This is a genomic window from Pseudomonas sp. GNP012 (assembly GCF_054343835.1).
Genome location: NZ_JBTGUU010000001.1, coordinates 476,020 through 502,314, shown reverse-complemented (window position 1 = coordinate 502,314; position 26,295 = coordinate 476,020). Strand labels below are relative to the sequence as shown.

Sequence of the window (26,295 nt, the reverse complement as noted above, 5' to 3'; positions counted from 1 at the left end):
GAACGGAGCTTCCCCCAAGCGGGCATTTGTACATCGATCGAATCCGAGGGGAGACCCTAATGAATTACAACTGGGACTGGGGCGTGTTCTTCAAGTCCACCGGCGTGGGCAGCGAGACCTATCTCGACTGGTACGTGTCCGGTCTGGGCTGGACCATCGGCATCGCCATCGCGGCCTGGATCATCGCCCTGACACTGGGCTCGATCCTGGGCGTCATGCGTACCGTGCCGAACCGCATCGTATCGGGCATCGCCACCTGCTACGTCGAACTCTTCCGTAACGTGCCTCTGCTGGTTCAGCTGTTCATCTGGTACTTCCTGGTACCCGACCTGCTGCCGGCCGACCTGCAAGAGTGGTACAAGCAGGACCTGAACCCGACCACCTCGGCCTTCCTCAGCGTCGTCGTGTGCCTGGGCCTGTTCACCACCGCCCGGGTTTGCGAACAGGTGCGCACCGGTATCCAGGCCCTGCCCAAAGGCCAGGAATCCGCGGCCCGCGCCATGGGTTTCAAGCTGCCGCAGATCTACTGGAACGTGCTGCTGCCCCAGGCTTACCGGATCATCATTCCGCCGCTCACCTCGGAATTCCTGAACGTCTTCAAGAACACTTCCGTGGCGTCGCTGATCGGCTTGATGGAATTGCTCGCGCAGACCAAACAGACCGCCGAGTTCTCCGCCAACCTGTTCGAAGCCTTTACCCTGGCCACGCTGATCTACTTCACCCTGAACATGAGCCTGATGTTGCTGATGCGCCTGGTCGAGAAGAAAGTCGCCGTACCGGGCCTGATCTCCGTAGGGGGTAAATGATGGAATTCGATTTCTCGGGCATCATCCCGTCCCTGCCGGGTCTGTGGAACGGCATGGTCATGACCCTCAAGCTGATGGCCATGGGCGTGGTCGGTGGCATCATCCTCGGCACCATCCTGGCGTTGATGCGCCTGTCCCACAACAAGCTGCTGTCGAACCTCGCCGGCGCCTACGTCAACTACTTCCGCTCGATCCCGCTGCTGCTGGTAATCACCTGGTTCTACCTGGCGGTACCGTTCGTGCTGCGCTGGATTACCGGCGAAGACACCCCGATCGGCGCGTTCGCCTCGTGCATCGTGGCGTTCATGATGTTCGAAGCGGCGTACTTCTGCGAAATCGTCCGTGCCGGTGTGCAGTCGATTCCAAAGGGTCAGATGGGCGCTGCCCAGGCCCTGGGCATGTCCTACGGCCAGATGATGCGCCTGATCATCCTGCCGCAGGCGTTCCGCAAGATGACACCGCTGTTGCTGCAGCAGAGCATCATCCTGTTTCAGGACACCTCGCTGGTCTACGCCGTCGGCCTGGTGGACTTCCTCAATGCTTCGCGCGCCAGTGGCGACATCATTGGCCGCTCCAATGAGTTCCTGATTTTCGCGGGTCTCGTGTACTTCATCATCAGCTTTGCCGCCTCGCAGCTGGTCAAGCGTCTGCAAAAAAGGTTCGCCGTATGATCTCTATCAAAAGCATCAACAAGTGGTATGGGGACTTCCAGGTTCTGACTGATTGCAGCACCGAGGTCAAAAAAGGCGAAGTGATCGTGGTGTGCGGGCCATCCGGTTCCGGCAAGTCGACCCTGATCAAGTGCGTCAACGCCCTGGAACCCTTCCAGAAGGGTGACATCGTGGTCGACGGCACCTCCATCGCCGATCCGAAGACCAACCTGCCGAAACTGCGTTCGCGCGTTGGCATGGTGTTCCAGCATTTCGAGCTGTTCCCGCACCTGACCATCACCGAAAACCTGACCATCGCGCAGATCAAGGTGTTGGGCCGCAGCAAGGAAGAAGCCACCAAGAAAGGCCTGCAACTGCTTGAGCGCGTCGGCCTCTCGGCTCACGCCCACAAGCACCCGGGCCAATTGTCCGGTGGTCAGCAGCAGCGCGTGGCGATTGCCCGTGCGCTGGCGATGGACCCGATCGTCATGCTGTTCGACGAACCGACCTCGGCGCTGGACCCGGAAATGGTCAACGAAGTGCTCGACGTGATGGTGCAACTGGCCCACGAAGGCATGACCATGATGTGCGTGACCCACGAAATGGGCTTCGCCCGTAAAGTGGCCGACCGGGTGATTTTCATGGACCAGGGCAAGATCATCGAAGACTGCAAGAAAGAAGAATTCTTCGGTGACATCAATGCCCGCGCCGAGCGTACGCAGCACTTCCTCAACAAGATTCTGCAGCACTAAGAAAAACACCGCTCCCCAAATGTGGGAGCGGGCTTGCTCGCGAAGACGGCGGCACATCCAACATAGATGTGACTGACACACCGCTTTCGCGAGCAAGCCCGCTCCCACACTGGTTCAGTGGTGATCTTGAGATTTGCGTTGTGGTTGACCCAAGGCATCTGTGATGAAATGCGACCCTAATCTTTATCGCGCAGCGTCGCCGTCACTCGCCGTGAAACCCCGTCTGGTTCGTCATTTGTTCCTGCCGCCACTGATCATCGCCATGATGATCGGCCTGGGCTATATCGGCTTCTGGATCAGTGAGCACTATGGCATTCGCAACCTCGGCGAGAACGGCCAGCGTCAGCTGGAACTGCACGCCCGTGCCGTCGAAAGCGAAATCAGCAAATACACCTACCTGCCCAGCCTGCTGGAGCTCGAAACCAGTGTTTCGCAGCTGCTGGCCGACCCGACCCCGGAACACCGGCAAACGGTCAACGATTACCTCGAAGGCCTGAACCGGCGCAGCCGCAGTCGGGCCATCTACGTGATGGACACCACCGGCCGCGTCATGGCCACCAGCAACTGGCGCGATGTCGACAGTTACCTGGGTGAAGACCTGTCCTTTCGCGCCTATTTCCAGAACGCCGTGCGCGGTCAGCCGGGGCGTTTCTACGGCATCGGCAGCACCAACGGCGAACCCGGTTACTACCTGGCCCATGGCCTGGAAGAACACGGCAAGATCATCGGCGTCGCGGTGGTCAAGGTGCGTCTGGAAGCCATGGAAGAGCGCTGGCAGCGCGCGCGGCTGGAAGCCTTCGTCAGCGACGAGAACGGCATCATCATTCTCTCCAGCGATCCGGCTCGACGCTTGAAATCGGTGGTACCGCTGAGCGAAGAAACCAAGGAAAAACTTGCCCGCAGCCTGCAGTACTACTGGTTCCCGCTCAACGAATTGCAACCGCTGGCCCGGGAAACCCTGTCCGAAGGCGTGGAAAAACTCACGTTCCCGGCCAACAGTGAACTGCTGCTCCAACAAGATCGCGACGATGAAAATATCAGCTACCTGTCGCAAACCCGGCCATTGAGCGATACACCGTGGAATTTCACCCTGCTCACGCCGCTTCAGGACTTGCGCCGCGAAGCGATCAACCAGGGGATTCTGGTGGCCGTGGCGTTTGCCCTCTGCGCCTTTCTGTTGATCGCCTGGAACGAGCGGCGCAAGGTGATCGCCACCCGCCTCGCGGCCCGGGAAGCCTTGCAGGAAGCCAACAACCAGCTGGAACGTCGGATTACCGAACGCACCACCGACCTGCGCGCCAGCAACGAACGGCTCAAGGGGCAGATCCGCGAACGCCGGCACGCCGAAGAGACCTTGCGCCGCGCCCAGGATGAACTGGTACAGGCCGGAAAACTCGCGGCCATCGGTCAGATGTCTACCAGCATCGCCCACGAACTGAACCAGCCGCTGGCGGCGCTGCGCACCTTGTCCGGCAATACCGTGCGCTTCCTCGAACGCGGCCAGCTCGACGTCGCCAGCACCAACCTCAAGACCATCAACGAACTGATCGACCGCATGGGCCGCATCACCGCCAGCCTGCGCTCGTTCGCCCGGCGCGGTGACGACAAGGGTCAGGCCTGCCTTGGCAAAGCGGTGGACGCGGCCTTGCAATTGCACGGCGCACGGGTGGAAAACACACCTCTGCAATTGCACCGCCATTTTGACGCTGTGCAGGTACAGATCGATCAGACCCGCCTGGAGCAGATTCTGGTCAACCTGATCGGCAACGCCCTCGACGCCATGCAAGCGCAGCCGCAACCCGAGCTGTGGCTCGAAGGCGAAACCTTCGATGGCAAATACCGCCTGCGCGTGCGTGACAACGGCCACGGCATCGACGCCGAAGCACGCAAGCACCTGTTCGAACCCTTCTTCACCACCAAACCCGGCGAACAGGGCCTGGGCCTTGGCCTGACCCTTTCCGCCAGCCTGGCCGCCGCCACCGGCGGTCACCTGGGTGTCGAGCACCCGGCCAGCGGTGGTACCGCATTCGTCCTCAGTTTACCGTTGGTAAGCCCCACTCCCGCCGAGCCAATATGAACAACGACCTTAGTGTATTGATCGTCGAAGACGACCCCCATGTGCTGCTCGGCTGCCAACAGGCGCTGACCCTGGAAGACATTCCCTGCATTGGCGTGGGCAGCGCCGAAGAAGCCCTGGAGCGGGTCGGCGACAACTTCGCCGGCATCGTCATCAGCGACATTCGCCTGCCGGGCATCGATGGCCTGGAGTTGCTGACCCGGCTCAAGGAGCGCGACCGCAGCCTGCCGGTGGTGCTGATCACCGGTCACGGCGACATCTCCATGGCCGTCGGTGCGATGCAGAAAGGCGCCTACGACTTCATGGAAAAGCCGTTCTCCCCGGAGCGCCTGGTGGACGTGGCCCGCCGCGCTCTCGAGCAACGCAGCCTGGCGCGGGAAGTGTCGTCGCTGCGCCGGCAACTGGCCGAGCGCGACTCCCTCGAAGGGCGGATCATCGGGCGCTCGCCGGCCATGCAGAACCTGCGGGAACTGATCGCCAACGTCGCCGATACGTCGGCCAACGTGTTGATCGAAGGCGAGACCGGCACCGGCAAGGAACTGGTCGCGCGCTGCCTGCATGATTTCAGTCGGCGGCACACCAAGCAGTTCGTTGCCTTGAACTGCGGCGGCCTGCCGGAAAACCTCTTCGAAAGCGAAATCTTCGGCCACGAAGCCAACGCCTTTACCGGTGCGGGCAAACGACGGATCGGCAAGATCGAACACGCCGACGGCGGCACGCTGTTCCTCGACGAAGTGGAAAGCATGCCCCTGCCCTTGCAGATCAAGCTGCTGCGGGTATTGCAGGAACGCACCCTCGAACGCCTCGGTTCGAACCAGAGCGTGGCGGTGGATTGCCGCGTCATCGCGGCGACCAAATCCGACCTCGTCGAGTCGAGCAAGGCCGGCGAATTCCGCAGCGACCTGTACTACCGCCTCAATGTGGTGACCCTGGAACTGCCGCCGCTGCGCGAGCGCCGCGAGGACATCCTGCAACTGTTCGAGCACTTTCTGCAGCAGTCGTCCCTGCGCTTCGACCGCGCGGTGCCGGAGCTGGACAACCAGACCCTTTCAAACCTGATGAGCCACGACTGGCCGGGCAACGTGCGTGAATTGCGCAACGTTGCCGAGCGCTTTGCCCTGGGCCTGCCGGCGTTCAAGAAAACCGGTGCCGGCGGCAGCAATCAAGGCCTGGCGTTTGCCGAAGCGGTGGAAGCCTTCGAGCGCAACCTGCTCAGCGATGCCTTGCAACGCAGCGGCGGCAACCTGACCCAGGCCAGCCAGGAACTGGGCATGGCCAAGACCACGCTGTTCGACAAAGTGAAAAAGTACGGCCTGAGCCATTGAGCTGCGTGGACCTGATTCTCAAAACCCCCCTGGGCGCGGCGGTGGTGGTGAGCCTCGCTGGCCTGGCTACGCTTTCACAGAGAAATACATTCTCCTGTGGGAGCGGGCTTGCTCGCGAAAGCGGTGTGTCAGTCAACTCAAATGCCAACTGATACTCCCTCTTCGCGAGCAAGCCCGCTCCCACATTGGACCGAGGGAGTTAGAGGAGATTGTGATCAGCCACAGGCTCGATCTGCGCCCAGTGCGAAGTGTCTTCACGGTGCTCGCGCAAGTACGGCAACACCGCCCCCAGCAACGGCGCCTTGAACGCCTCCTGGAAACGATGGGCCAGGCCCGGAATCAAGACCAACTGGCTGCCACGCAGATGCGCCGCCAGATGCACCCCGTGCATCACCGGCAGCAAGGGGTCGGCCGTGCCATGGACCACCAGCGCCGGCACCCGCAACCGGTTGAGCAGCGCGACCCGGCTCGGCTCGGCGAGAATGGCCATGATCTGGCGTTTCACGCCCTCGGGATTGAACGCCCGGTCATAGGACTGCGCCGCCTGATGCAACAGCACCTGACGATCATCGCTCACCATCGGGCTGCCCAGCGCCGCCAGCAAGTCGGCCTGTTGTTCCAGGGCCACCTCGCGGTTCGGTGCGCCACGTCGCGCCAGTAATTGCACCAGCGCCGCACTCGGCGCCGGCAAGCCTTCGGCCCCGGAGCTGGTCATGATCAGGGTCAGGCTCTCGACCCGCTGCGGGGCCATGGCCGCCATGTGCTGGGCGATCATCCCGCCCATGCTGGCGCCCAACACGTGGAATTGATCGATGTGCAAGGCATCCATCAAACCCAGGCCATCGTCGGCCATGTCGGTCAGCGAGTACGGCGACGACACCGGCAATCCGAGTTTGTAGCGCAGCACTTCGAACGTCAGGTTGGCTTCGGCCGGTGCTTGCCGCCAGGTCGAGAGGCCGACATCGCGATTGTCATAGCGAATCACCCGGAACCCCTGCTGGCACAGGGCAACCACCACCTCGTCCGGCCAGTGGATCAACTGCCCGCCCAGGCCCATCACCAGCAGCAAGGCCGGATCCGACGCGCGGCCGATGCTCTGGTACGCCAGGCTTACCTCGGCCAGATCCACCTGCTCGGTCGGAACATTGACGTCACAACGCGAGGCCGCCAACGACGGCAGGCCGAACAACAGCGCGGCCAGAAATATGATTCGTGAAAAGAATGCAGCACCCATGAAAAAACACCAAAACGCAGAACCCCAGTAGAGCGCGAGTCTGATGAAGTTTGTTCAAGCGCGCTGCCACATTTCCATGACAGTTTGATGAACGGCGCCGGGCGGTCATCCGGCGTCACACCCGGTTTGGCGATAACTATGTACCACCCCTCCTCCTGCCGACTGCCGCCTAATGCCCGTACCGCCGGCACGGCCCGGCTTTCTGGAGATTCATCGTCATGGTTGACGAAACCACCCCCCTTACGGCCGATTTCGGCCTCATCTACCCATTGCCCGCCAACCCGGACCAGGGCCTGAGCCTGAGCGCCTCGGCACGCTGGGAAGAATGCTGCGAGCAGTGGCTCAGCCTCATGGCGCAAAGCTCGCAAGCCCAGCTCGACACCGCTTGGTGGAGCGCACGTGCGCTCGGCACCGATCACTCGCGTCGGGAGCAAGCCATCCGCTTGTATCGCCAGCATTTCGAGGCGTCGAGCCAATGGGCGTTTGCCCAAGGCATCCTCGATGCCGGGCAGATCAAAACGTTACTGACGCTCATCGACCCGCCAACACCAACGCCTGACCAGCACCCCGTGTACGTCGAACAGCTGAACCTCAAAGATGACAATGGTCTGTCTGCCCCGCTGTCGGGCGCGCTGGTCATCACCCGGGATACCGATCAACCGGTCGCTCAGCTGTTGTATCTGCCTTCACACTCATCCGCCTGGATGACCTTTCAAAGCCGGATTGAACTGGAGCGCTGGGTGACCGAGCATCAACCACAGCGGTTCGACCAGCCCCGGCTGTCGATGGACAAGGGCAGCGTCGATTACACGGTCCTCGACAAGGCTGTGCTGCGCACTGGCGCCGAAGCCCTGTTGTCCCGATTGTCCGTCGCCCCCGCGGACCGGCCCGGCAATGCCGCCGTGCTGGCCGCGCCCCCCGCCCTGCCACTGGTGGAGACAGACGACAACGCGGCCCTGTTCAGCCAGCTCAGCCCCGATATTCCCTTAGGCGTGCGTCACCGCGCGCTGGCACAACAGCGGACGGCCCTGGAGAGTCTGCTCGGCGATGACTTTGCGGGTGATGCCAAGGATCCACGTCTGCAACGCCTGCAACAGCAACTCGAGACCCTCAGCGCTGCCGAGCAGGCCAGCAGCGCCGCCGCGACGGCGCTACTGGACGCCGCCGATGGCCTCAAATGGCTGGAGCTGCGCCACCAGCCGGGCCCGCATTACGCAGCCCTGCTCCAGGCACGCCAAGACGGTTTGCGCGCCGAAGCCGAACTGCAATTGAGCCTGAATCAGATCAACAGTGAAGAGCATCAATGGCTCATCAGTGTGCTGGATGCCCCCGATCAGCCCCGAGCGGCCGACCTGGTGGTCGCGCGGCTGGAACTGTCGGCAACCGACACCGAAGGCGACACCCGCCGCACGCAAACCGAGGAACTGGACGGCGTTCTGCTGTTTGCCAAACCCTCGGCGCTGCTGGCAAATTCGACCGACAGCCTGTTGCTGTACTGGCCCGGACGCTTCGGTGGACTGCAACGGTTTGCCTCTCGACAGCTGCTGGAACAGTCGCTGTTCAAATGCCCGGTCAACGACCCTGCCCTGGCAGTGCACGTTTTGCCGCTGAGCGGCTCGCCGTTTAAATACGCCCTGCAAATCCAGCTCCACAGCTGTGAACAACAAGCGGCCCGGATCATTGCAGCCAATCCTGTTCCGCTTCGTACCAGCCAGCGTGCGGCCGAACTGGAAAAACTGCGCGAGCAGACCCTCGCCTGCCTGACTGTCCCCCAATCCGCCGCCCGGGACTGGGTGTACGCACGCATCGTCGAGCAAAACCAGAGCAGTGCGCTGGCCGCTCAATTGCCGTCGTGGCATCGCGAACTGCCTGCCGTGCAGCGTGACCGGCTCAAGACGCTGATCAAATCCTGGATCGCCGCCATGCAGCGCTCCCACGCGTGGCTCGAACGTGAACTGCCGCCACGGGAAGCCTTCGCCATCAAGGCTGTCGACGCCCGGCTGCGCGAGGACTTCGACCTAACTCAAGCGGTACAGGTGCTGCTCGACGTTCCGGACTCAACCAGCTGGCGCAAAGTAGTCATTGAAGGCGCTGCTCCGGGCACCCCTCAACAAAATGTGCTGGTCGCCAGCGAGCAGCGCAGCAAGCTGTCCCTGGGTGAGCTGGCGCTGGGCAACATCGATCAGGAAATGTGGTGGCGACTGTCGTTCATGCAGGTCGAGGTCAGCGATGCCGACGCCGCACAACAGCAGAAACTGAAAGGCGCCATCACGACGTCCTGGCTGAGCAAGCTGGTCACCGAGCTGGATCTGGCCGGGCAATATGAAAGGCTGATCCGCGAGACGTTCCTCGGCACCTCGACGGCATCGACGTTCAGCAATGAACATCGGCGCGAATGCCTGAGTGAGCCGTGGCGCCTGATGCTTCGCCTGCAAGTCGAATTCGCCGAGTTGGCAAAGGACATCGATGCCAACGGCCGGCAAGTGCTGGAAATCGCCATCGACGCCAACAGCCGTGAAGCCTTTGCCAGCGACGGCAAGCGCATCGAGTTGCTGCCCGCGCACCTGACCGTGGGCGGCAAGGACACCCACGCCCAGGGACCGAGCACCTTGACCGGCGTCACCTTTATCGTGGAACACGTCAGCGGCCTGACCCTGCTGTATCTGCCCGACAGCCCCGACGGCGTTTATCTGCGCCAGTTCGACAGCCTTGAACAGGCACGGATGCGCCTGTTCAACGATTGCCTGCGCAGCCCGATGGTCAACTACCTGGCCGGCCGCGCCTTGACGGGCGATGTCGCCCACCACGTCAGCCGGATCAACCAGGCCCAATTGAAAAACTTCGACGGGCTGATCGGCGTCGGTACGCCCTGGCCAGCCAGCACCTCCCTGGCAGCGCACCTGCTGAATGTGCACATGGGCCGTTTGCTGGAGGCCCATCGGGCGACGTCACGCTCCAATGATGCGTTGTACCTGGAGCAGGTCGCCTTGAAGTCCGGCGCAATGTTCAATTACCTGAAAATGGCTGTGGGCATGTTGCCCTTCGTCGGTACGACCATCGCCCTGTACGACGCCTGGAACAGCGCCAACCTGGCGGTGGCGGCCTTCCTGCGCGGCGATGTCGGCCATGGCCTGGCCGAGGTGGAGGCGGTGCTGTTGTCGCTGATCGACGCGGCCATGGACATTCTCCCCGGCACCACTGCCACCCCCGGTGTCGCTCGCGTCGCCACGCGCAATCGTCAGTGGCGGGCGCTGGGCAAAAGTCCGCGGGCCCTGCAGGTATCGACGCAACCCCAGGCGCGGCGGTCGCTGGAGCGCTTCAAGGGTTATGAATATGAAAAACCGATTTCCCTCGCGGACCTGCAACCGGGCAGTGAAGGCATTTATCGCAACGTGTATCGCCACGCCGACGGCGACTTCATGCTCAGCCAGGGAAGAATGTATCGCATCGAGCTGGAAGGCGAACCACCCCGCTGGCGTTTGAGCGGCACCAGCAGCCGGACCTACAAGCAGCCAGTCGCCCTCGATGAGTCAGGCCACTGGAACACCCACTACGCGGTGTACGGCACCGTGATCGAGGGTGGAGGCGTGGGCGGTGGCGCGGTGCTCGGGCACATGGCCGACGGGCTTGACCCACTCTGGCCTGCCGCCATTCGCCGCTGGCTGCCGCGCTGGTGGACGGACCGCGCCTTGCGCCGGCAATTGACCCTGACCAATACCGCCGACGCCTACACGCTACGGCTCGATACCCAGACCCGCAGCAGCAACACCCTGCTTGAGCACTACTTCGGCCTCGAACTCCAGCAGCGCCCGGCCCTTCGCTCCCGTGCCGATGTCGCCTGCGCGAACGATATCGACCTTGCCCAGGCCCAATACCTGAATCTCGATGAGCTGATGCTGTATAGCCATGGCCGCAAACGCGTGCAGATCGAAGACATCCAAAGCCGCTGCGCCTGGATCATCGTCGACCGTTGGGTGCGGCGGATCGGCCTGGCCAAGGAACGGCTGGTGGAACACCTCAATCGTATCGATCAGCTGATCGCCCGGTCAGATGCCACAGCGATCACCGATACCGCCGCGCACTTGCAGTTCATGGCGCAACGCAAGGAGGTCCGCAAAGCCTTTCTCAAAGACTTCGATCAGCTCCATGCGACGGTCGAGGAAGCCAATCGCTGGAACCGCCGTATCACTAACCCGGCGCAAAAAAAGGAGATTGCGAAGGCCATGACGAACGTGAATGAGAAACTCAGCGAGGCCAATCACTACTACCTGAAAACGGCGCACACCCTGGAAATCATCACCCGTTATGACGCGGTGACCGACCTGTCCTGGACGTACTTCCAATTGCAGTTGAAAGCAGCCCGCAACAAGGTCGGCCGCGCGCTGCTGACGCAACATCAGCTACCCCAGGTGAGCGCCAGCGTCAGCCAGCGCAGTAAAGTCCTCGAAGACTGCCTGGCCAGCTATACCGAGTTCCGGCGTCAGCTGGGCGCCTGGACCCTCGGTTATCCGCAGCATTTGGACCTGGAACAGGTCACCGCGTTTCTGGACAACCTGGACAAGGTTGAAGAATTTGCACGCCGGGCCATCAAGACGCGACCTTCGGTGGTGCCCAAAGAAGGCCGGCCCGGACAGCAACTGTTCGAGACCGAAGACAACCAGTTGCTGATCGGCATCGCCAGCACCGACGCCGTCACCCGACAAAAGCGCATCACCATCGAAGGGGTCGATGGCCACACGGAAACCTGGCTGCCGCGCTCAAGCGGCAAATATCGCCTCAGCGAGCCAACCGGTTCCGTGCAGCCGGAACTGCCCACCGATGTCGGGCCACTGCTGACAGAAGCCAGGAACAGGCTGGAGGCGGCAAACGCCTATACCCGCAAAGTCGAAGGCTATGCGCGGCAGGACATGCTCCCGGTCGACCTTGAGCACATGATGGGCAGCGAGGCCACGGAGTTGACCATGCGTGCCCAGGCCATCGAACGCTTGTCGCCCACCGATGCCGTAGCGCTGCAACTGCGCAAGCGGGCGGATGAGATGTTGCGCACGGGGCGCACCCTGCGCATCAATCAAAGCATGAGCAGCAAAACCCCGACCGAAGGCTATCTGGACTATCTGCTTGAACAACAAGTGGTGGACATCCGCAAGGAAGGTGGCTTGCGCGACCTGGGCAAACGCGCCGACGGACGACGGGATTTCCTGCAGGAGTACGAAGTGCGCGACCTGCGCAACGAACCGGCGCAAACCCTGTGGTACGCGCACTTCCACTACACCTCGGCCCAGCCTCAGTTCAGCGACTTCGTCAAAGGCCATCTGAAACTGCCGGAACAACGCAACCTCGGCCTGAAATGGCAGCAGGACGTGGCCGCCAGCGGCGGTACGGTCGAGGCGATCTGGCGCGGCGACATCGGCAAACCGCTGGGCAACAAACACTTTTCGACGCTGTAAAATGACAACGACGGGGCACGCAATGTGCCCCGTCGTGGACAGCGGCACCAACATGAGACAAACTCAACCTTTTCGGTTTATCTACAAGTTTTACTCATGGAGCCTCCGGTGCTTGAAATCCGTCACCTCAAGACCCTGCACGCCTTGCGCGAAGCCGACAGCCTGGTGGATGCAGCCGATCGCCTGCACCTGACCCAGTCGGCCCTGTCTCACCAGTTCAAGGAGCTGGAAGAGCGCATGGGCATGCCGTTGTTCGTGCGCAAGACCAAACCGGTGCGCTTCACCAGCGCCGGTTTGCGCCTGCTGCAATTGGCCGACGCCACCTTGCCATTGCTGCGCGCCGCCGAACGCGACATCAGTCGCCTGGCCGGGGGCACTGCCGGGCGCCTGCACATGGCCATTGAATGTCACAGTTGCTTCCAGTGGCTGATGCCGACCATCGACCAGTTCCGCGATGCCTGGCCGGAAGTCGAGCTGGACCTGGCCTCGGGCTTCTCCTTCGCCCCGCTGCCGGCCCTGGCCCGTGGTGACCTGGACCTGGTGGTGACCTCCGACCCGCTGGATCTGGCCGGGATCACCTATGTACCGCTGTTCACTTATGAAGCGATGCTCGCGGTGGCCAACCAGCACCGCCTGGCCGGCAAGGCCTATATCGTCCCCGAAGACTTGCTCCCGGAAACCCTGATCACCTACCCGGTGGAACGGGACCGGCTGGACATCTTCACCCGCTTCCTCGAACCCGCCGACATCGAACCGGCCCAGGTCCGCACCTCCGAACTGACGGTGATGATGATGCAGCTGGTGGCCAGCGGTCGTGGCGTGTGCGGCATGCCCCATTGGGCGCTGCATGAATACAGTTCGCGGGGTTATGTGAAAGCCAAGCGGCTGGGTGAGAAGGGTTTGTTCGCCACGCTGTATGCGGCGATCCGCGCCGACATGCTCGATGCACCGTACATGCGCGACTTCTTGCTGACGGCCAAGGACACGTCGTTTTCGACGCTGGACGGCGTTAGTGCGGTTCGCTGAAATGCAATCAAATGTGGGAGCGGGCTTGCTCGCGAAAGCGGTGTATCAGCCAACATCATTGTTGAATGCAAGACCGTATTCGCGAGCAAGCCCGCTCCCACAAGGGATCTTGGTGATCCTTAGAGCTCGCGCCACATGTGGATCTTGTCGAAGTAATCCTCCCCCACACGCACGGCCATCGGTTCCAGGCCGAACTGGACGAAACCGCAGCGCCGGTAGAGGTTGAACGCGGCATCGTTGCCAGCAGTGACGGTCAACTGGATCAGGCGCAAACCTGCATGGTGCTGCGCCTCGGCCAATGCCGCCTGAACCAGTTCATGGCCGAGCCCACGCTGGCGGACCCCGGGGGTCACGTACATGCCAAACAGCGTCACCTTGTGCCGGGCCTTCTCCCGAGACTCGAAGGCAAGGCCGACAATGCCGGCCAACCGGCCTTCCTCGAACGCCCCGAGCACCACGTCCAGCTTGCTCGTCAGACGCGACTCCCACCAACCCAGCGGCATCGCCGCCCGCTCACGCACACTCGAGGTAAATGACTGCGGGTGCAGATCGAAGGCTTCGAGCATCAGTGCCCGGTAGTCCAGGGCATGGCTGGCGTCCAGTCGCTCGATCCACATCCTCAGGCCATCCGTTTTTGCTCAAGCATCAGCCGCAGCGCCAGCCCCGACAATACGAAGCCCATGAAATAGCGCTGCATCGCCAGCCAGGTCGGATTGTTGACGAACCACGAGGCGATACCCGCGGCAAACATGGCGATCAGCAGGTTGACGCAGAAGCTGACGCTGATCTGGGTCAGGCCGAGGATGATGCTCTGGCTGAACACCGAACCGTGCTCCGGCGTGATGAACTGCGGAAACACCGACAGATAGAACACCGCGATTTTCGGGTTCAGGGCACTGGTCAGAAAACCCATGGTGATCAACTTGCGCGAAGAATCCGGGGGCAACTGCTGGGCCTCGAACGGCGAGCGCGCACCGGGTTTGACCGCCTGCCAGGCCAGCCACAACAAGTACAACGCACCAGCCCACTTCAACACCTCATAGGCCATCGGCACCGCCAGGAACACCGCGGTCAGACCGGCGGCCGCAGCAAACAGGTGCACGAAAAAACCCGCGACCACGCCGAGCAAGGAGATCACCCCGGCCTTGCGCCCCTGGCAGATCGAACGGGAGATCAGGTAGATCATGTTCGGCCCCGGGGTCAGTACCATCAGCAACGCGGCAGCAGCAAAAATCAGCAGGTCTTGAAGCGGGATCATGGGCGAGGTCCTTTGCGTGATGATCAGGCGATCGCAGTCAGCGATGCCCGATAAAACGGCAGGATCAGGTCCCTTGTCAATGGCGCCAGACAGACACCACCGTCGGTCACCGGGTCAATCCAGATCACCTCTTCGATCTCCGCCGCCGGGGTGACCTCTGAATCAATCTTCAGCTGAAACAGCTCGGCGTGTACAACAAAACCCGGCTCGTTGGCCGCCGGTGCCGAAAAGTGACCGAGGTAAACGGCCTGCGCCGGGTCGATATCCAGACCCAGTTCTTCCTCCAGTTCCCGGGCCAGGGCATGAACCGGCAATTCATGGGGTTCGATCTTGCCACCGGGCTGCATGAACGCCGTGGTACCGCGCTTGCGCACCAGCAACGTGCGACCGTCAGGACCGATCAGCAGGGCTGCGGCGATGCGGATGGTCCGGGAGGCAGGTATGGAAAACGTCGTCATAAACAAAAGGCCTTTGACTCAAAAGCGCTAAGGATCACATGTCCGCCCTGTAGGAGCGAGCTTGCTCGCGATGGTCGTGAACGAAAACGCGTAGAACCAGTTGCCTATCGGCGCCCTCAGGTTTATCGCGAGCAAGCTCGCTCCTACAGTTTCCTTTACGTGGCTTCCTGGAAATCCATCTCCGGCGGCTGCCGACGGAAACCGCCGGTCAAGTCCGCCAGGTACACCACGCCAATCGCCAGCCAGCTCAACCCCAGATAAACCGCCAGGTGATCGAGGCTGACCATCAACCACAAATCCGCTGCCAGGCCGATGAACGGGAAAGCACGACCCAACCGGCGATGAACCCGAGTTTCGGGCTGATGGCCTTGCGCACATAGCTATAGGCCGAGCCGGCCACCGGGAAGGCCGAGGCCATGCGGCCGTAGCTCATTGCGGTGAAGAACATCGCCACCAACGCCGCGATGTACGCGGCCGGTACCATGCCGACGGTAGATTGAGCGAGGATGCCAAAGGTGCCGAGCACAATGATCGGCGTCATGCAGGCGATGCCAAAAAGCACCACCGCCCCCAGTGACAGGGTGCGTTGCAAACGAGCCATGAGCGACTACTCCGAATTTTATTGGATTTATGGCAGAGCCGAGTTCGGCGCAAATTACGGGTGTTGCGTTGTTGTTCTTCGATGAATGATCAAGCAGGCATGTCGTTTGGGAGGGCCTCTTCGCGAGCAAGCCCGCTCCCACATTGGTTTTGTGAATGCCCGAGATCAAATGTGGGAGCGGGCTTGCTCGCGAAGGGGCCGGCACCAGCCACACAGAATCTGGATCAGCCCTTGGGAATCAGCAGCTCGCGCAATCCAGATGCATGCTCGACCACCTCCCCCGGCAACTTCAGCCGCTGATCATCCAGATACCGATAATCCTGACGCGCCGCCGTCAACTGACTCAGGTCCAGTTCAACGGCAAACTGCCCTTCCTCGCGTCCGGCCTCGAACAGCAGCGTGCCCAGCGGATCGACCAGCGCACTGCCACCGGCAAACAACAAACCGCCATCCCCCTCTTCCACCCGGTTGACCATCAGCGCAAACGCCTGGTTTTCCTGGGCGCGGGCCATGATGGCGGTGCGGTGGGTCGGGCCGTAGGGGTCCATGTTGCCGTTGGTGACGATCAACAACTCGGCGCCCAGTTGCGCCAGGGCGCGGGCGCTTTCGGGGAATTCGATGTCGTAGCAAATCAGCAGGCCCACGCGTACGCCGTTCCACAGGCAAGTGGCGTAGCGATCACCCGCTTCGTACACACCGCGATCCGAGGCCCACAAGTGCGTCTTGCGGTACTTCAGCGCGATGCCTTCAGGGGTGATCAGCAGCGTGGTGTTGTAGAAGCGTCCGTTGTCGATTTCGGCCATGCCGATGGCCACGGCGATTTTGCGCTGGCGGGCGGCGTCGAGCACCGCACTGACGGACGGACCGTCCACTGGTTCGGCGACATCGGCCACGGACTCCGCCGAAGGGAAGCCCATCAAATGGCCTTCAGGGAACATGATCAGCTGCGTGTCGGCTGCGCACGCGGCGATGGCCGCCAGGGTGCGTTCGAGGTTGTAGGCTTTATCGTTGTCACGGCCTGCCAATTGGGCGAGTTCGACCTTCATGGGTATTCCTTGTTGTGGCCCGGGCGGCAGAAAGATTGCCCGGTCGGTGTCTGTGCGCCAGTATGCGCAGCAAGCAACCGGGCGGGGAATCACGCCACTGGGGTAACACGATAGGGGTAGATGCATGACGCTCTCGTTGGACGACATCGCCTGGCACCGTTCGGTGGGGCAACTGATCGACGCCTTGGACAAGCCCAATTTCTGGACCCAGCTGGTGCGTTTGCTGGATCAGTACGTGCCCTTCGACAGCTGGGTGGCCCTGCTTTTCAGCGCCGATCAACGCCCGCAGGTGTTCGCCGAATGCCCAGGCGAGGACGGCAGCCCTGACCAGTTGTTCCAGGATTACCTGCGCGGCCTGTACCTGCTCGACCCCTTCTACATCGCCTGCCTCGAGCAGTCGCGCACCGGGCTGTATCGACTGTCGGAAGTGGCCCCGGAGCACTTCGAGCTGACCGAGTATTACCAGCGCTACTTTCGTCTGAATGTGGTGGCCGACGAAATCCAGTTCAATTGTCAGCTCGAAGGCGACCGCACGCTGTGCCTGTCCCTGGGCAGCACCCAGCGTTTCAGCGGCCAGCAGATCGCCTTGTTGTCGTTGATCCAGCCATGGGTGCTCGGCCTGTTGCGCCAGCGTCTACCCTATGAAATCAACGAAGCGGCGGCCCTCGCTCCCGCACCGCCGCAAGCCGACTGGCGGGTGCAACTGGAGGCCTCGGTGCAGCAGCTCAAGGGCGCGCAGTTGACGGCCCGGGAGCTGGATGTCGGGCGTTTGATGCTCAGCGGTTGCTCCAGTAAAGAGATCGCCCGTAAGCTGGAAATCTCTGTCGAAACCGTGAAAGTCCACAAGAAACACATGTACAGCAAACTGGGGATCAAGTCCCAGTCCGAGCTGTTTTCGATTTTTCTCCAGGCACAAAATGCCTGACAACCCATTGGGGGGCTTTGCTTTTATGTGGGAGCGGGCTTGCCCGCGAAGAGGCCATCACATTCAACATTGATAGTGGCCGACACAGCGTCTTCGCGGGCAAGCCCGCTCCCACAGTGTTTTGTGTTTAGCCAAATTTATTGAGTCCGAACCCAAGGAAACCGTATGAGCCTGTCACTCCTGAGCCGCTACGCCTTCTTTGCCGTCTGCGTGATCTTCACCCTCGCCAGCCTGCCCTTTCTTGACTATGACTGGCTCTGGCCGATCACCGCCGTCACTGGCGTCCTCAGCCTGATCGGCCTGTTCGATCTGCTGCAGAGTCCCCACGCGGTGCGCCGCAATTACCCGATCCTGGGCAATATCCGCTACCTGGTCGAAGGCATCCGCCCGGAAATCCGCCAGTACCTGCTCGAATCCGACAGCGAAGCCCTGCCCTTCTCCCGGGCCCAGCGCTCGCTGGTTTATTCCCGGGCCAAGAACGAAACCGCCGACAAACCCTTCGGCACCCTGATTGACGTGTACCAATCGGGTTTCGAGTTCATCGGCCATTCCATGCGCCCGGCGCCGTTGAGCGACCCGAGCAGTTTCCGCGTTACCGTCGGCGGCCCGCAGTGCACCCAGCCGTATTCGGCGTCGGTGTTCAACATTTCAGCCATGAGTTTCGGCTCTCTCAGCGCCAACGCCATCCGCGCGTTGAACCAGGGCGCCAGGCTCGGCAATTTCGCCCATGACACCGGCGAGGGCAGCATCAGCCCCTATCACCGGGAACACGGCGGTGACCTGACTTGGGAGCTGGGCAGCGGTTACTTCGGCTGCCGCACCAGCGACGGTCGTTTCGACCCGGAACGCTTCGCCACGCAAGCCCGCACGCCACAGGTGCGGATGATCGAAATCAAGATGAGCCAGGGTGCCAAGCCCGGCCACGGCGGCATCCTGCCCAAGCACAAGGTCACCAAAGAAATCGCCGAAACCCGCGGCATCCTGATGGGCGAGGATTGCGTGTCACCCTCGCGCCACACGGCGTTTTCGACGCCGATCGAAATGATGCATTTCATCGCACAACTGCGTGAGTTGTCCGGCGGTAAACCGGTGGGCTTCAAGTTCTGCCTTGGCCATCCGTGGGAGTTCATGGGCATTGCCAAGGCCATGTTGGAGACGGGCATCCTCCCGGACTTCATCGTGGTCGATGGCAAGGAAGGCGGCACCGGCGCCGCGCCCGTGGAGTTCACCGACCACATCGGCGTGCCGATGCGCGAGGGCTTGCTGTTCGTGCACAACACCCTGGTGGGCCTGAACCTGCGGGACAAGATCAAACTCGGCGCCAGCGGCAAGATCGTCAGCGCCTTCGACATCGCCAGCGTGCTGGCCATCGGTGCCGACTGGGCCAACTCGGCGCGCGGCTTCATGTTCGCCATTGGTTGCATCCAGTCGCAGAGCTGCCACACCAACCAATGCCCGACCGGCGTCGCCACCCAGGACACCCTGCGCCAGCGCGCGCTGGTGGTGCCGGACAAGGCCCAGCGCGTATTCAACTTCCACCGCAACACCCTCAAGGCCCTGGCGGAAATGCTCGCCGCCGCCGGCCTCGAACATCCGTCGCAGTTGTCGGCCAAGCATCTGGTGCGACGCATGTCGGCGACCGAGATCAAGCTGTTCTCGCAGCTGCACGTGTTCCTCAAACCGGGGGAATTGCTGACCGGCGAAGTGAACGGCGAGTTCTACTCGCGGATGTGGCAGATGGCCCGGGCCGACAGTTTCGAGCCCAACGATGTAGCCGCCGCCTGACCCACTCTGCAGGAGCGGTCGCAGGCTGCGATCTTTTGATCTTCGCCCGTCACCAACGCAGCGATTTGCTCAAGGCCGGCTCCTTCATCACGATAAAACCGTAATCGCCAATCAGGTAAATCCGGTAGAACTGGCTGTCCACCAGCGCCGGATAGCCCTGATAGCCAACCCGCGTCGCGTTGCGGCGCTCGCGCTCCGCCACCACATTGGTGATGCCCGCTTTCGGCAGATTCTCCGCCAGCATGTAAAAATCGGTATTGAGCAGGTAGTGCAGCACCGGCATCTGCTTGAACGTGCCTGCCGCCGCCACCAACCAATAGTCGGAGTAAGTCACCGAGAGGTAGATCCGCCTGGCCTCGCGCAGCGACTGATGGCTGGCGATGTCGTACGCAAGGCTGGCCAATGCCGTGGACGCAAAGGTTTTCTGCAGCGTCAGCACCCGGCCATAGGCGAACGACAAAGACAGCATCGCCAGCAGCGCAATGATCAACAACAGTGGCAGTCGCTCATGAATCGACGCCAGCGCCAGATGGCTCAAATAGCACAGCAACACCAGCAGCACGGCGAACCCCATCAAGGTGCGGGCACCCTCATTGAAATCGCGGAAAAACAGCGCGACACCGGACACCAGCAGCGTCACCACCGGCACTGTCAGCAAGCACATCAAACCGATCAACAGTTTCTTCGGCCCGTCGTCCTGACGCGCCGCTACGTTCAGTCCCAACCGCACCGCCCCAGCTATCGCGAGCAACAGCAACCCGCCGAACACCCAGAGCCATCCGCCATGGAACAGCAGCACGACTTTTTCCAGGACCCGGGCCATGTTGATCTGGATCTGCAATAAAGGATGCACCGTCCAGTCCAGCAGCAACGTGCGCTTGGAATCCATGAATAGATAAGCGCTGACGCTGTAGATCAAACCGCCGAGGATGACCTGGGCGGCTTTCCAGCCCAGCAGGTCGCGCCATGGCACCGGGGCGGTTTTATCGTTGGCGGCCCTGAGCAATTCCAGGCAACACAGGCCCAGGAACACATTCAGGCTGATCTGATACAACCCCAGCGCCAGTGCAATCAGGAACGAGGGCACCAGCCATTGCACGCTGCGCCACGGATGACGAAAGGTGATCGCGTAGATCACCGCCACCAGGCTCAAGGTCGTGGTGGGACCGTCGTATTGATAGGACAGGTTCTGCAGGAAGAACGGGTTGTACCAGAGCGGCAACAGCACCAGACAGCAAGCGACGGTCGGCTGGCGAAAATAATGGAAGGTCAGGCTGGTCAGCGCGGCCGCCATGGCCAGCGTGGCGATCAACAGGGGCAAGGGAAAGATGTTCGGCGCGGCATGGCTGAAGGTCAGCGCGTTGTAGAACAGTTGGGCGAAGAGTCGGCCCTGTTCGGACCAGGCCATGCCCGCCGCCAGCGAGCGCCAGTTGTCATCGATGTAGGGATAATCCGCGAGGATCAACGGCAGGACATACACCAGGGTGGCGAGCAGAAAAAACCGCCAGACCTGATGCCGGCTGAGCTCGCGGACGAAAAAGTCGCTGAACCGGCCCATGCTAGTGCCCGCCCCGGTCTTTACCGCCGACGATGTCCTTGATCACATAACGCGGCCGGTGCTTGGCCTCGATATAGATGCGACCGATGTACTCGCCGAGGATGCCGATGCCGATCAGTTGCACGCCGCCGAGAAACAGGATCGCGGTCATCAGCGACGGGTACCCGGGGACGTTGTTGCCGAAGAAAATCTTGTCCAGCACCATGTACACCGCGTAAAACACCGCGAAAATCGAGATGCCGCCACCGACATAGGTCCACAAGCGCAGCGGCACGGTGCTGAACGAGGTCACGCCTTCCAGGGCCAGGTTCCACAGCTTCCAGCCATTGAACTTGCTGTTCCCCGCTACCCGCCCGGCCCGCTCGTACTCCACCACCACGGAGTTGAACCCGGCCCACGACAACACGCCTTTCATGAACAACTGATGCTCGGGCAGGGAACGGATCACGTCGACCACCTTGCGATCCATCAGCCGGAAATCTCCGACGTTTTCCTCGATTCGGGTGTAGGCGATGCGATTGAGCACGTGGTAGAAAATCGACGCGCTGTGGCGCCTGAGGTAGCCGTCGACGTCCCGATTGCGGCGCTTGGCGAGCACCACATCGGCGCCCTTCTGCCATTGCTCGACCAACAACGGGATGACGCTGATCGGGTCCTGCAGGTCGACATCCATGGGAATCACGGCATCGCCGCTGGCGTGCTCCAGGCCGGCAAACAGGGCCGGCTCCTTGCCGAAATTGCGCGAGAAATTGATCAGCAGCACCTGCTCATCGGCCTCGGCCAGTGCTGTGGCCTGTTCGGCCGTGCGGTCGGAACTGCCGTCGTTGATGAAGACGATTTCAACCTCGGTGTCGCCCAGTTTCAACTCTCGGCGCACGGCCTGATAAAACAGGTTGATTGACTGCTCCTCGTTGAATACCGGGACGATGAGCGAAATTTTCATTGATCACGCCCGCGAAACACCACGTATTTGGAATACAGGAAACCGAACACCAGGCTCAACGCTGAAAACAGGGCCACGGTGAGCAGGCCATGCAGGCGCCACACATCACCCAGGTGACCGACGCCCAGGCTCAGTGTCCCCATGCCCAGAATAAACAGCAGATAACCGCCGATCGTGGCACTGGCGGCGAAGGTAAATTGCGCGTTCATGTAGAAGGAAAATGACGCAGCCACGCAGAAGGCCGCCAGGTTGCTGAGTGCCTGACTGAGGCCGGCCGCCACGCTCAGTAGAAAAAAGACCTGCCAGTGAATCAAGGTGTTGGCGACCCCGATCACCGTGTAGCTGGACAGCCCTTTCCACAACAGTCTCATGTGAGGCTCCCGTTTCAAGAACGTTGTACTTATGAGTATTTGAGCCTGTCTGCTGTCAGAAATCGCAAATTGACGGACCTTTCAGACCAGCGGTTGAGCCTTGGAGCAACGTCCGAGACATCCGGTAATATCCCGGTTTTGCAATTCACTGCGAATCACGCCACCCTGCGCGCCGCCGACTTGGCGCGCGGCCCTTTGCGCCCGCAGCCAATCCCATTTTCACTCGCTGATACGAGCCTGCTGTCATGACGTTAGCGCGCGATCACCGGATCGACTTTTTTCGTGGCCTGGCACTGATCTTCATCTTTTGGGATCACGTGCCCCACAACCCTTTGGGGCAAATCACCCTGCGTAACTTCGGTTTCAGCGATGCGGCCGAGGTTTTCGTGTTTCTGGCCGGCTACGCGGCGGTGCTGGCGTACGGCAAAGTCCTGGCGCGCGAAGGCTTTCTGATCGCCTGCGTGAAGATCCTGCGCCGGGCGTGGGTGCTCTACGTGGTGCATATCTTCCTGCTGGCGATGCTGATGGGCATTGTGTTTTTCGCCAACAGTCACGTGGAAACACGGGATCTGGTGGAGGAAATGGGCATGCATCATTTCATCAGCAACCCACAGCAGGCCCTGATCGATGAACTGCTGTTGCGCTTCAAGCCGAACCTGATGGACCCGTTGCCGCTGTACATCGTGCTGCTGGCGGGCTTGCCCCTGGTGCTGCCGATACTGGTGCGCAAGGCCTGGGTGGTGGTCGCGATGTCAGTGGCGCTGTACCTGATGGTGCCACTGGCGGGCTGGAACCTGGCGGCCATCAAGGACGGCGTGTGGTATTTCAACCCGGTTGCCTGGCAGTTGCTGTTCGTGCTCGGCGGCGCCGCTGCGATTCACAGCCAGCGCCCACGCCTGCCCGAAACCCGCCCATTGATACGCCAGCCCTTGTTTGTGAGTGCGGCGCTGTATGTCGTGGTCGCGGGTGTGTTGACCGTCCTGTGGCGTTGGCCGGACCTGCACGATGCCGTGGTGCCGGCGAGCCTGCAAAACGTCTTCTACCCCATCAGCAAGACCAACCTGTCCCCCGTGCGCCTGCTGCACTTCCTCGCACTGGCCTACGTCACGGCGAAACTGATTCCCGACAGCGGATGGACACAAAACTGGCTGGCACAGCAAAGCTGCCGCATGGGCCGTTTCTCGCTGGAGATTTTCTGCCTGGGCGTGCTGCTGGCGCCCCTGGCGGACATGGTCAATGCCCTGACCGACGATGCGTTTGCCATGCAGATTTTCACGGCGCTGGTGGGTGCCGGGTTGATGGCGTTGCTGGCGATGTGGCTTGAGTTCAACAAGCGTTTGAATCAGACAATCAAAAGATCGCAGCCTCCGGCAGCTCCTACAGAAGCAGACCGCGCGCCCCTGTAGGAGCTGCCGGAGGCTGCGATCTTTTGATCTTCAAAAAAGCCCCGGTCAAATGGACCGGGGCACATTCACGAAACCGAACGCACCGCCCCCTGCGACACATTAGTCGGTTGCAGCTTGAACACGTAGAACAGCACCGTCAGCAGCACCAGGAACGCGGGCCCCACATACAACGCCACGCGGGTATCCGGGAAGTACGCCATCAGGCCGACCACCAGCACCAGGAACGCCAGAGCCAGGTACGAACTGACCGGGTAAAGCCACATGCGATATTTCAGGCCGGCCGCTTCGCTGGCGCTCAGCCCTTTACGGAACTTGAGCTGGGCCAGCAGGATCATCACCCAGGTCCATATCGCGCCGAAGGTGGCAATGGCCGTCACCCAGACAAACACTTTTTCCGGCACCAGATAGTTCAGCAACACGCCCAACAGCAAGGCGCCAATCGACAGCAGCAATGCACGACGCGGCACGCCGTTGTTCGAGGTCTTGGCAAAGCCGGCCGGGGCCTGGCCGTTCTGCGCCAGGCTGTAGAGCATGCGCCCGGTACTGAAGATGCCACCGTTGCAGGACGACAGCGCCGCCGTGATCACCACGAAGTTGATGATGCCGGCGGCGGTCTTGATACCCAGGCGCTCGAAGGTCATCACGAACGGGCTGCCCTGGGTGCCGATTTCATTCCACGGGTAGATCGACAGGATCACGAACAACGCGCCGACGTAGAACAGCAGAATCCGCCAGAACACCGAGCCGATGGCGTTCGGAATGGTCTTCTGCGGGTTCTTCGCCTCACCGGCGGTCAGGCCGATCATCTCCACGCCCAGATAGGCAAACATCACCATTTGCAGGGACATCAACACGCCTTGCACGCCGTTGGGCATGAAGCCGCCATGGGTCCACAGGTTGGAAATCCCCAGGGCCACGCCGTCGTTGCCGAAACCGAAAGCAATGATGCCGATGCCGCCGAACACCATCGCAATGATGGTGACGATCTTGATCAAGGCAAACCAGAACTCGAACTCACCAAAAGCCTTGACCGCGATCAGGTTGATCGAGCCCATGCTGATCAACGCAGCGAGCGCCCAGATCCAGCGCGGTACATCGGGAAACCAGATACCCATGTATACCGCCACGGCCGTGATTTCCGCGACGCAGGTCACCAGCCACAGGAACCAGTAGTTCCAGCCGGTCAGGAAGCCCGCCAACGGGCCCAGATAGTCTTGGGCGTAACGGCTGAACGAGCCGGCAACCGGGTTGTGCACGGCCATCTCGCCGAGGGCGCGCATGATCACCAGGATCGCCAGACCGCCGATGATGTAGGACAGCATGATGGCCGGGCCGGCCATTTCGATGGCCTTGGCCGAGCCCAGGAACAGGCCGACGCCGATACAGGCACCGAGTGCCATCAGGCGAATATGCCGCTCGCCGAGTTCACGTTTGAGCGGACCGCCCTGAGCGGTCTCGCCTTGGGGCAGGTGATTGCCTACGGGCATTGGGTACAACCTCGTCTTGTTATTGGATATGACCACCGAGTGGCGAAGCGCAGGCCGATAAGCCATCGCTTCCCGAACCGGCCCTGCCTCGTGGGCAACGCCGTCCTGTAGGAAAAACCCGCAAGATCAGTGGGAAAAGCGGCGCCGAGTATTGCACAACAATGGTGCATCGTCATGCCCTGACCAAAGCCGTATTTACCCCTTCGACATGTCTAAATCAGCTATTTCAGACAACCACCCCTTTCCAGCCACAGCAGTACCTGTGGCGAGGGGGCTTGCCCCCGTTCGGCTGCGAAGCAGTCGCAAAACAGGAAAACGCGGTGTACCAGACAATCACCAGTCGCAGGTTTTAGCGCCGCTTCGCAGCGCAACGGGGGCAAGCCCCCTCGCCACAAACAACAACAGCCTTCTTATGCCGTCATTCCTTCACAGGTATCAGCACTTTCACTCAACGCATGCGGATCTACCCTGGACAGCCGGGAACTAGCCTTGAATGTGCAATTGATAACCTCAAGGGAAGCAATGGAATGCCAACTCAACCCAACTCCCACCGCTTGCGTCAGGGCCGATATTCCGAAAGCGGTCGGGCATATCTCATCACCGCCGTTGTCCATGATCGTCAACCAGTCTTTTCGGATTGGCATTTGGGACGCTTGCTGGTTGCAGAACTGCGCCGAGCTCATGAAACCAACGTAGTGAATTCCATCGCATGGGTGATCATGCCCGATCATTTTCATTGGTTGATGCAGCTGGAAGAAAGCAATCTGGGGCGCGTTATCGGAGCCATCAAGTCACGGTGCAGCCGTGAAGTGAACGAAATCACCGGCCGCAGTGGCCCGCTCTGGCAATCCGGCTACCACGACCGGGCCATTCGCGATGGAGAAGATCTTCTGCCCTTCGCCCGCTACATTGTTGCCAATCCACTCAGGGCTGGGCTTGTGGATAAAATTGGCGACTACCCGCTCTGGGATGCCTGCTGGCTGTAAACGGACGCCCTTACACCAAACTCTTTGTGGCGAGGGGGCTTGCCCCCGTTGCGCTGCGAAGCAGTCGCAAAACAGGAAAACGCGGTGTACCAGACAATCACCAGTCGCAGGTTTTAGCGCCGCTTCGCAGCGCAACGGGGGCAAGCCCCCTCGC

At 61.3% G+C, this 26,295-nt stretch carries 21 protein-coding genes and 1 pseudogene; 11 read left to right on the top strand and 11 right to left on the bottom strand.

Annotated features, from left to right (window positions below; translation table 11 throughout):
• The first annotated feature begins 59 nt into the window (after positions 1-59).
• From ACXX83_RS02145 to aauR, 5 genes are all read left to right on the top strand, one after another.
• Complete coding sequence (locus tag ACXX83_RS02145) at positions 60-806, top strand: amino acid ABC transporter permease (protein WP_015093701.1); 747 nt, start codon at positions 60-62, stop codon at positions 804-806.
• Entirely contained in the window at positions 806-1,477 is a 672-nt protein-coding gene (locus ACXX83_RS02140; protein ID WP_015093700.1) for an amino acid ABC transporter permease, read from the top strand. The genes ACXX83_RS02145 and ACXX83_RS02140 overlap by 1 nt, the downstream gene beginning before the upstream one ends.
• Positions 1,474-2,208 (top strand): amino acid ABC transporter ATP-binding protein, encoded by a 735-nt coding sequence (locus ACXX83_RS02135; RefSeq protein ID WP_057716227.1) that lies wholly within the window; start codon positions 1,474-1,476, stop codon positions 2,206-2,208. Before ACXX83_RS02140 ends, ACXX83_RS02135 begins: the two co-directional genes overlap by 4 nt.
• Positions 2,209-2,371: 163 nt before the next feature.
• On the top strand, positions 2,372-4,285 hold the full coding sequence (aauS, locus tag ACXX83_RS02130) for a two-component sensor histidine kinase AauS (protein ID WP_218476406.1): 1,914 nt from the start codon (positions 2,372-2,374) through the stop codon (positions 4,283-4,285).
• Positions 4,282-5,610 (top strand): two-component response regulator AauR, encoded by a 1,329-nt coding sequence (gene aauR, locus ACXX83_RS02125; protein WP_458547453.1) that lies wholly within the window; start codon positions 4,282-4,284, stop codon positions 5,608-5,610. Before aauS ends, aauR begins: the two co-directional genes overlap by 4 nt.
• Positions 5,611-5,809: 199 nt before the next feature.
• Here aauR and ACXX83_RS02120 read toward each other — a convergent pair whose 3' ends face one another.
• On the bottom strand, positions 5,810-6,844 hold the full coding sequence (locus ACXX83_RS02120; protein ID WP_458547452.1) for an alpha/beta fold hydrolase: 1,035 nt from the start codon (positions 6,842-6,844) through the stop codon (positions 5,810-5,812).
• A gap of 218 nt (positions 6,845-7,062) precedes the next feature.
• Between ACXX83_RS02120 and ACXX83_RS02115 the strand changes: the two genes are divergently transcribed.
• Positions 7,063-12,291, top strand: coding sequence for a dermonecrotic toxin domain-containing protein (locus tag ACXX83_RS02115; RefSeq protein ID WP_458547451.1), 5,229 nt, complete (start codon positions 7,063-7,065; stop codon positions 12,289-12,291).
• Positions 12,292-12,399: 108 nt separating this feature from the next.
• Complete coding sequence (gene metR / locus ACXX83_RS02110) at positions 12,400-13,317, top strand: transcriptional regulator MetR (RefSeq protein ID WP_015093694.1); 918 nt, start codon at positions 12,400-12,402, stop codon at positions 13,315-13,317.
• A gap of 119 nt (positions 13,318-13,436) precedes the next feature.
• Here the strand turns inward: metR and ACXX83_RS02105 are convergent, their stop codons facing one another.
• The 6 genes and pseudogenes from ACXX83_RS02105 to ACXX83_RS02080 all read right to left on the bottom strand — a co-directional run bounded on the left by ACXX83_RS02105 (position 13,437) and on the right by ACXX83_RS02080 (position 16,680).
• Positions 13,437-13,934, bottom strand: a complete 498-nt coding sequence (locus ACXX83_RS02105; RefSeq protein WP_458547450.1) for a GNAT family N-acetyltransferase — start codon at positions 13,932-13,934, stop codon at positions 13,437-13,439.
• 2 nt (positions 13,935-13,936) lie between these two features.
• A complete protein-coding gene (locus tag ACXX83_RS02100) occupies positions 13,937-14,575 on the bottom strand; it encodes a LysE family translocator (protein ID WP_015093692.1) in 639 nt (212 codons plus the stop codon).
• Positions 14,576-14,598: 23 nt separating this feature from the next.
• Positions 14,599-15,033, bottom strand: a complete 435-nt coding sequence (locus tag ACXX83_RS02095) for an NUDIX hydrolase (RefSeq protein ID WP_458547449.1) — start codon at positions 15,031-15,033, stop codon at positions 14,599-14,601.
• A 155-nt stretch (positions 15,034-15,188) separates the two neighbouring features.
• Positions 15,189-15,320 (bottom strand): hypothetical protein, encoded by a 132-nt coding sequence (locus tag ACXX83_RS02090; RefSeq protein ID WP_458373345.1) that lies wholly within the window; start codon positions 15,318-15,320, stop codon positions 15,189-15,191.
• Positions 15,321-15,355: 35 nt separating this feature from the next.
• Positions 15,356-15,634: pseudogene (locus ACXX83_RS02085) on the bottom strand (amino acid permease); the annotation flags it as partial.
• A 224-nt stretch (positions 15,635-15,858) separates the two neighbouring features.
• Positions 15,859-16,680, bottom strand: coding sequence for a carbon-nitrogen hydrolase family protein (locus ACXX83_RS02080; RefSeq protein ID WP_458547448.1), 822 nt, complete (start codon positions 16,678-16,680; stop codon positions 15,859-15,861).
• A gap of 124 nt (positions 16,681-16,804) precedes the next feature.
• Here ACXX83_RS02080 and ACXX83_RS02075 point away from each other — a divergent pair, with 124 nt between their 5' ends.
• Positions 16,805-17,605: a helix-turn-helix transcriptional regulator gene (locus tag ACXX83_RS02075; protein WP_458547447.1), complete on the top strand. Its 801-nt coding sequence runs from the start codon at positions 16,805-16,807 to the stop codon at positions 17,603-17,605.
• A gap of 165 nt (positions 17,606-17,770) precedes the next feature.
• A complete protein-coding gene (locus ACXX83_RS02070; RefSeq protein ID WP_458547446.1) occupies positions 17,771-19,390 on the top strand; it encodes an FMN-binding glutamate synthase family protein in 1,620 nt (539 codons plus the stop codon).
• Between the two features lie 49 nt (positions 19,391-19,439).
• Here the strand turns inward: ACXX83_RS02070 and ACXX83_RS02065 are convergent, their stop codons facing one another.
• The 3 genes from ACXX83_RS02065 to ACXX83_RS02055 are packed head-to-tail and all read right to left on the bottom strand — an operon-like array spanning position 19,440 to position 22,262.
• Positions 19,440-20,948 carry a glucosyltransferase domain-containing protein gene (locus tag ACXX83_RS02065; RefSeq protein ID WP_458547445.1) on the bottom strand — a complete coding sequence of 503 codons (1,509 nt, stop codon included), beginning with the start codon at positions 20,946-20,948 and terminating at the stop codon, positions 19,440-19,442.
• Between the two features lies 1 nt (position 20,949).
• Positions 20,950-21,891, bottom strand: a complete 942-nt coding sequence (locus tag ACXX83_RS02060) for a glycosyltransferase family 2 protein (protein WP_015093685.1) — start codon at positions 21,889-21,891, stop codon at positions 20,950-20,952.
• A complete protein-coding gene (locus ACXX83_RS02055; RefSeq protein ID WP_126049556.1) occupies positions 21,888-22,262 on the bottom strand; it encodes a GtrA family protein in 375 nt (124 codons plus the stop codon). Before ACXX83_RS02055 ends, ACXX83_RS02060 begins: the two co-directional genes overlap by 4 nt.
• Before the next feature lie 245 nt (positions 22,263-22,507).
• On the opposite strand from ACXX83_RS02055, the gene ACXX83_RS02050 reads away from it, so the two are divergent.
• On the top strand, positions 22,508-23,668 hold the full coding sequence (locus ACXX83_RS02050) for an OpgC family protein (RefSeq protein ID WP_458547444.1): 1,161 nt from the start codon (positions 22,508-22,510) through the stop codon (positions 23,666-23,668).
• 65 nt (positions 23,669-23,733) lie between these two features.
• On the opposite strand, the gene ACXX83_RS02045 is transcribed toward ACXX83_RS02050, so the two are convergent.
• Positions 23,734-25,155: an amino acid permease gene (locus ACXX83_RS02045; protein ID WP_217837323.1), complete on the bottom strand. Its 1,422-nt coding sequence runs from the start codon at positions 25,153-25,155 to the stop codon at positions 23,734-23,736.
• 527 nt (positions 25,156-25,682) lie between these two features.
• On the opposite strand from ACXX83_RS02045, the gene ACXX83_RS02040 reads away from it, so the two are divergent.
• Positions 25,683-26,141 carry an REP-associated tyrosine transposase gene (locus ACXX83_RS02040; RefSeq protein ID WP_458547443.1) on the top strand — a complete coding sequence of 153 codons (459 nt, stop codon included), beginning with the start codon at positions 25,683-25,685 and terminating at the stop codon, positions 26,139-26,141.
• Positions 26,142-26,295: the final 154 nt, after the last annotated feature.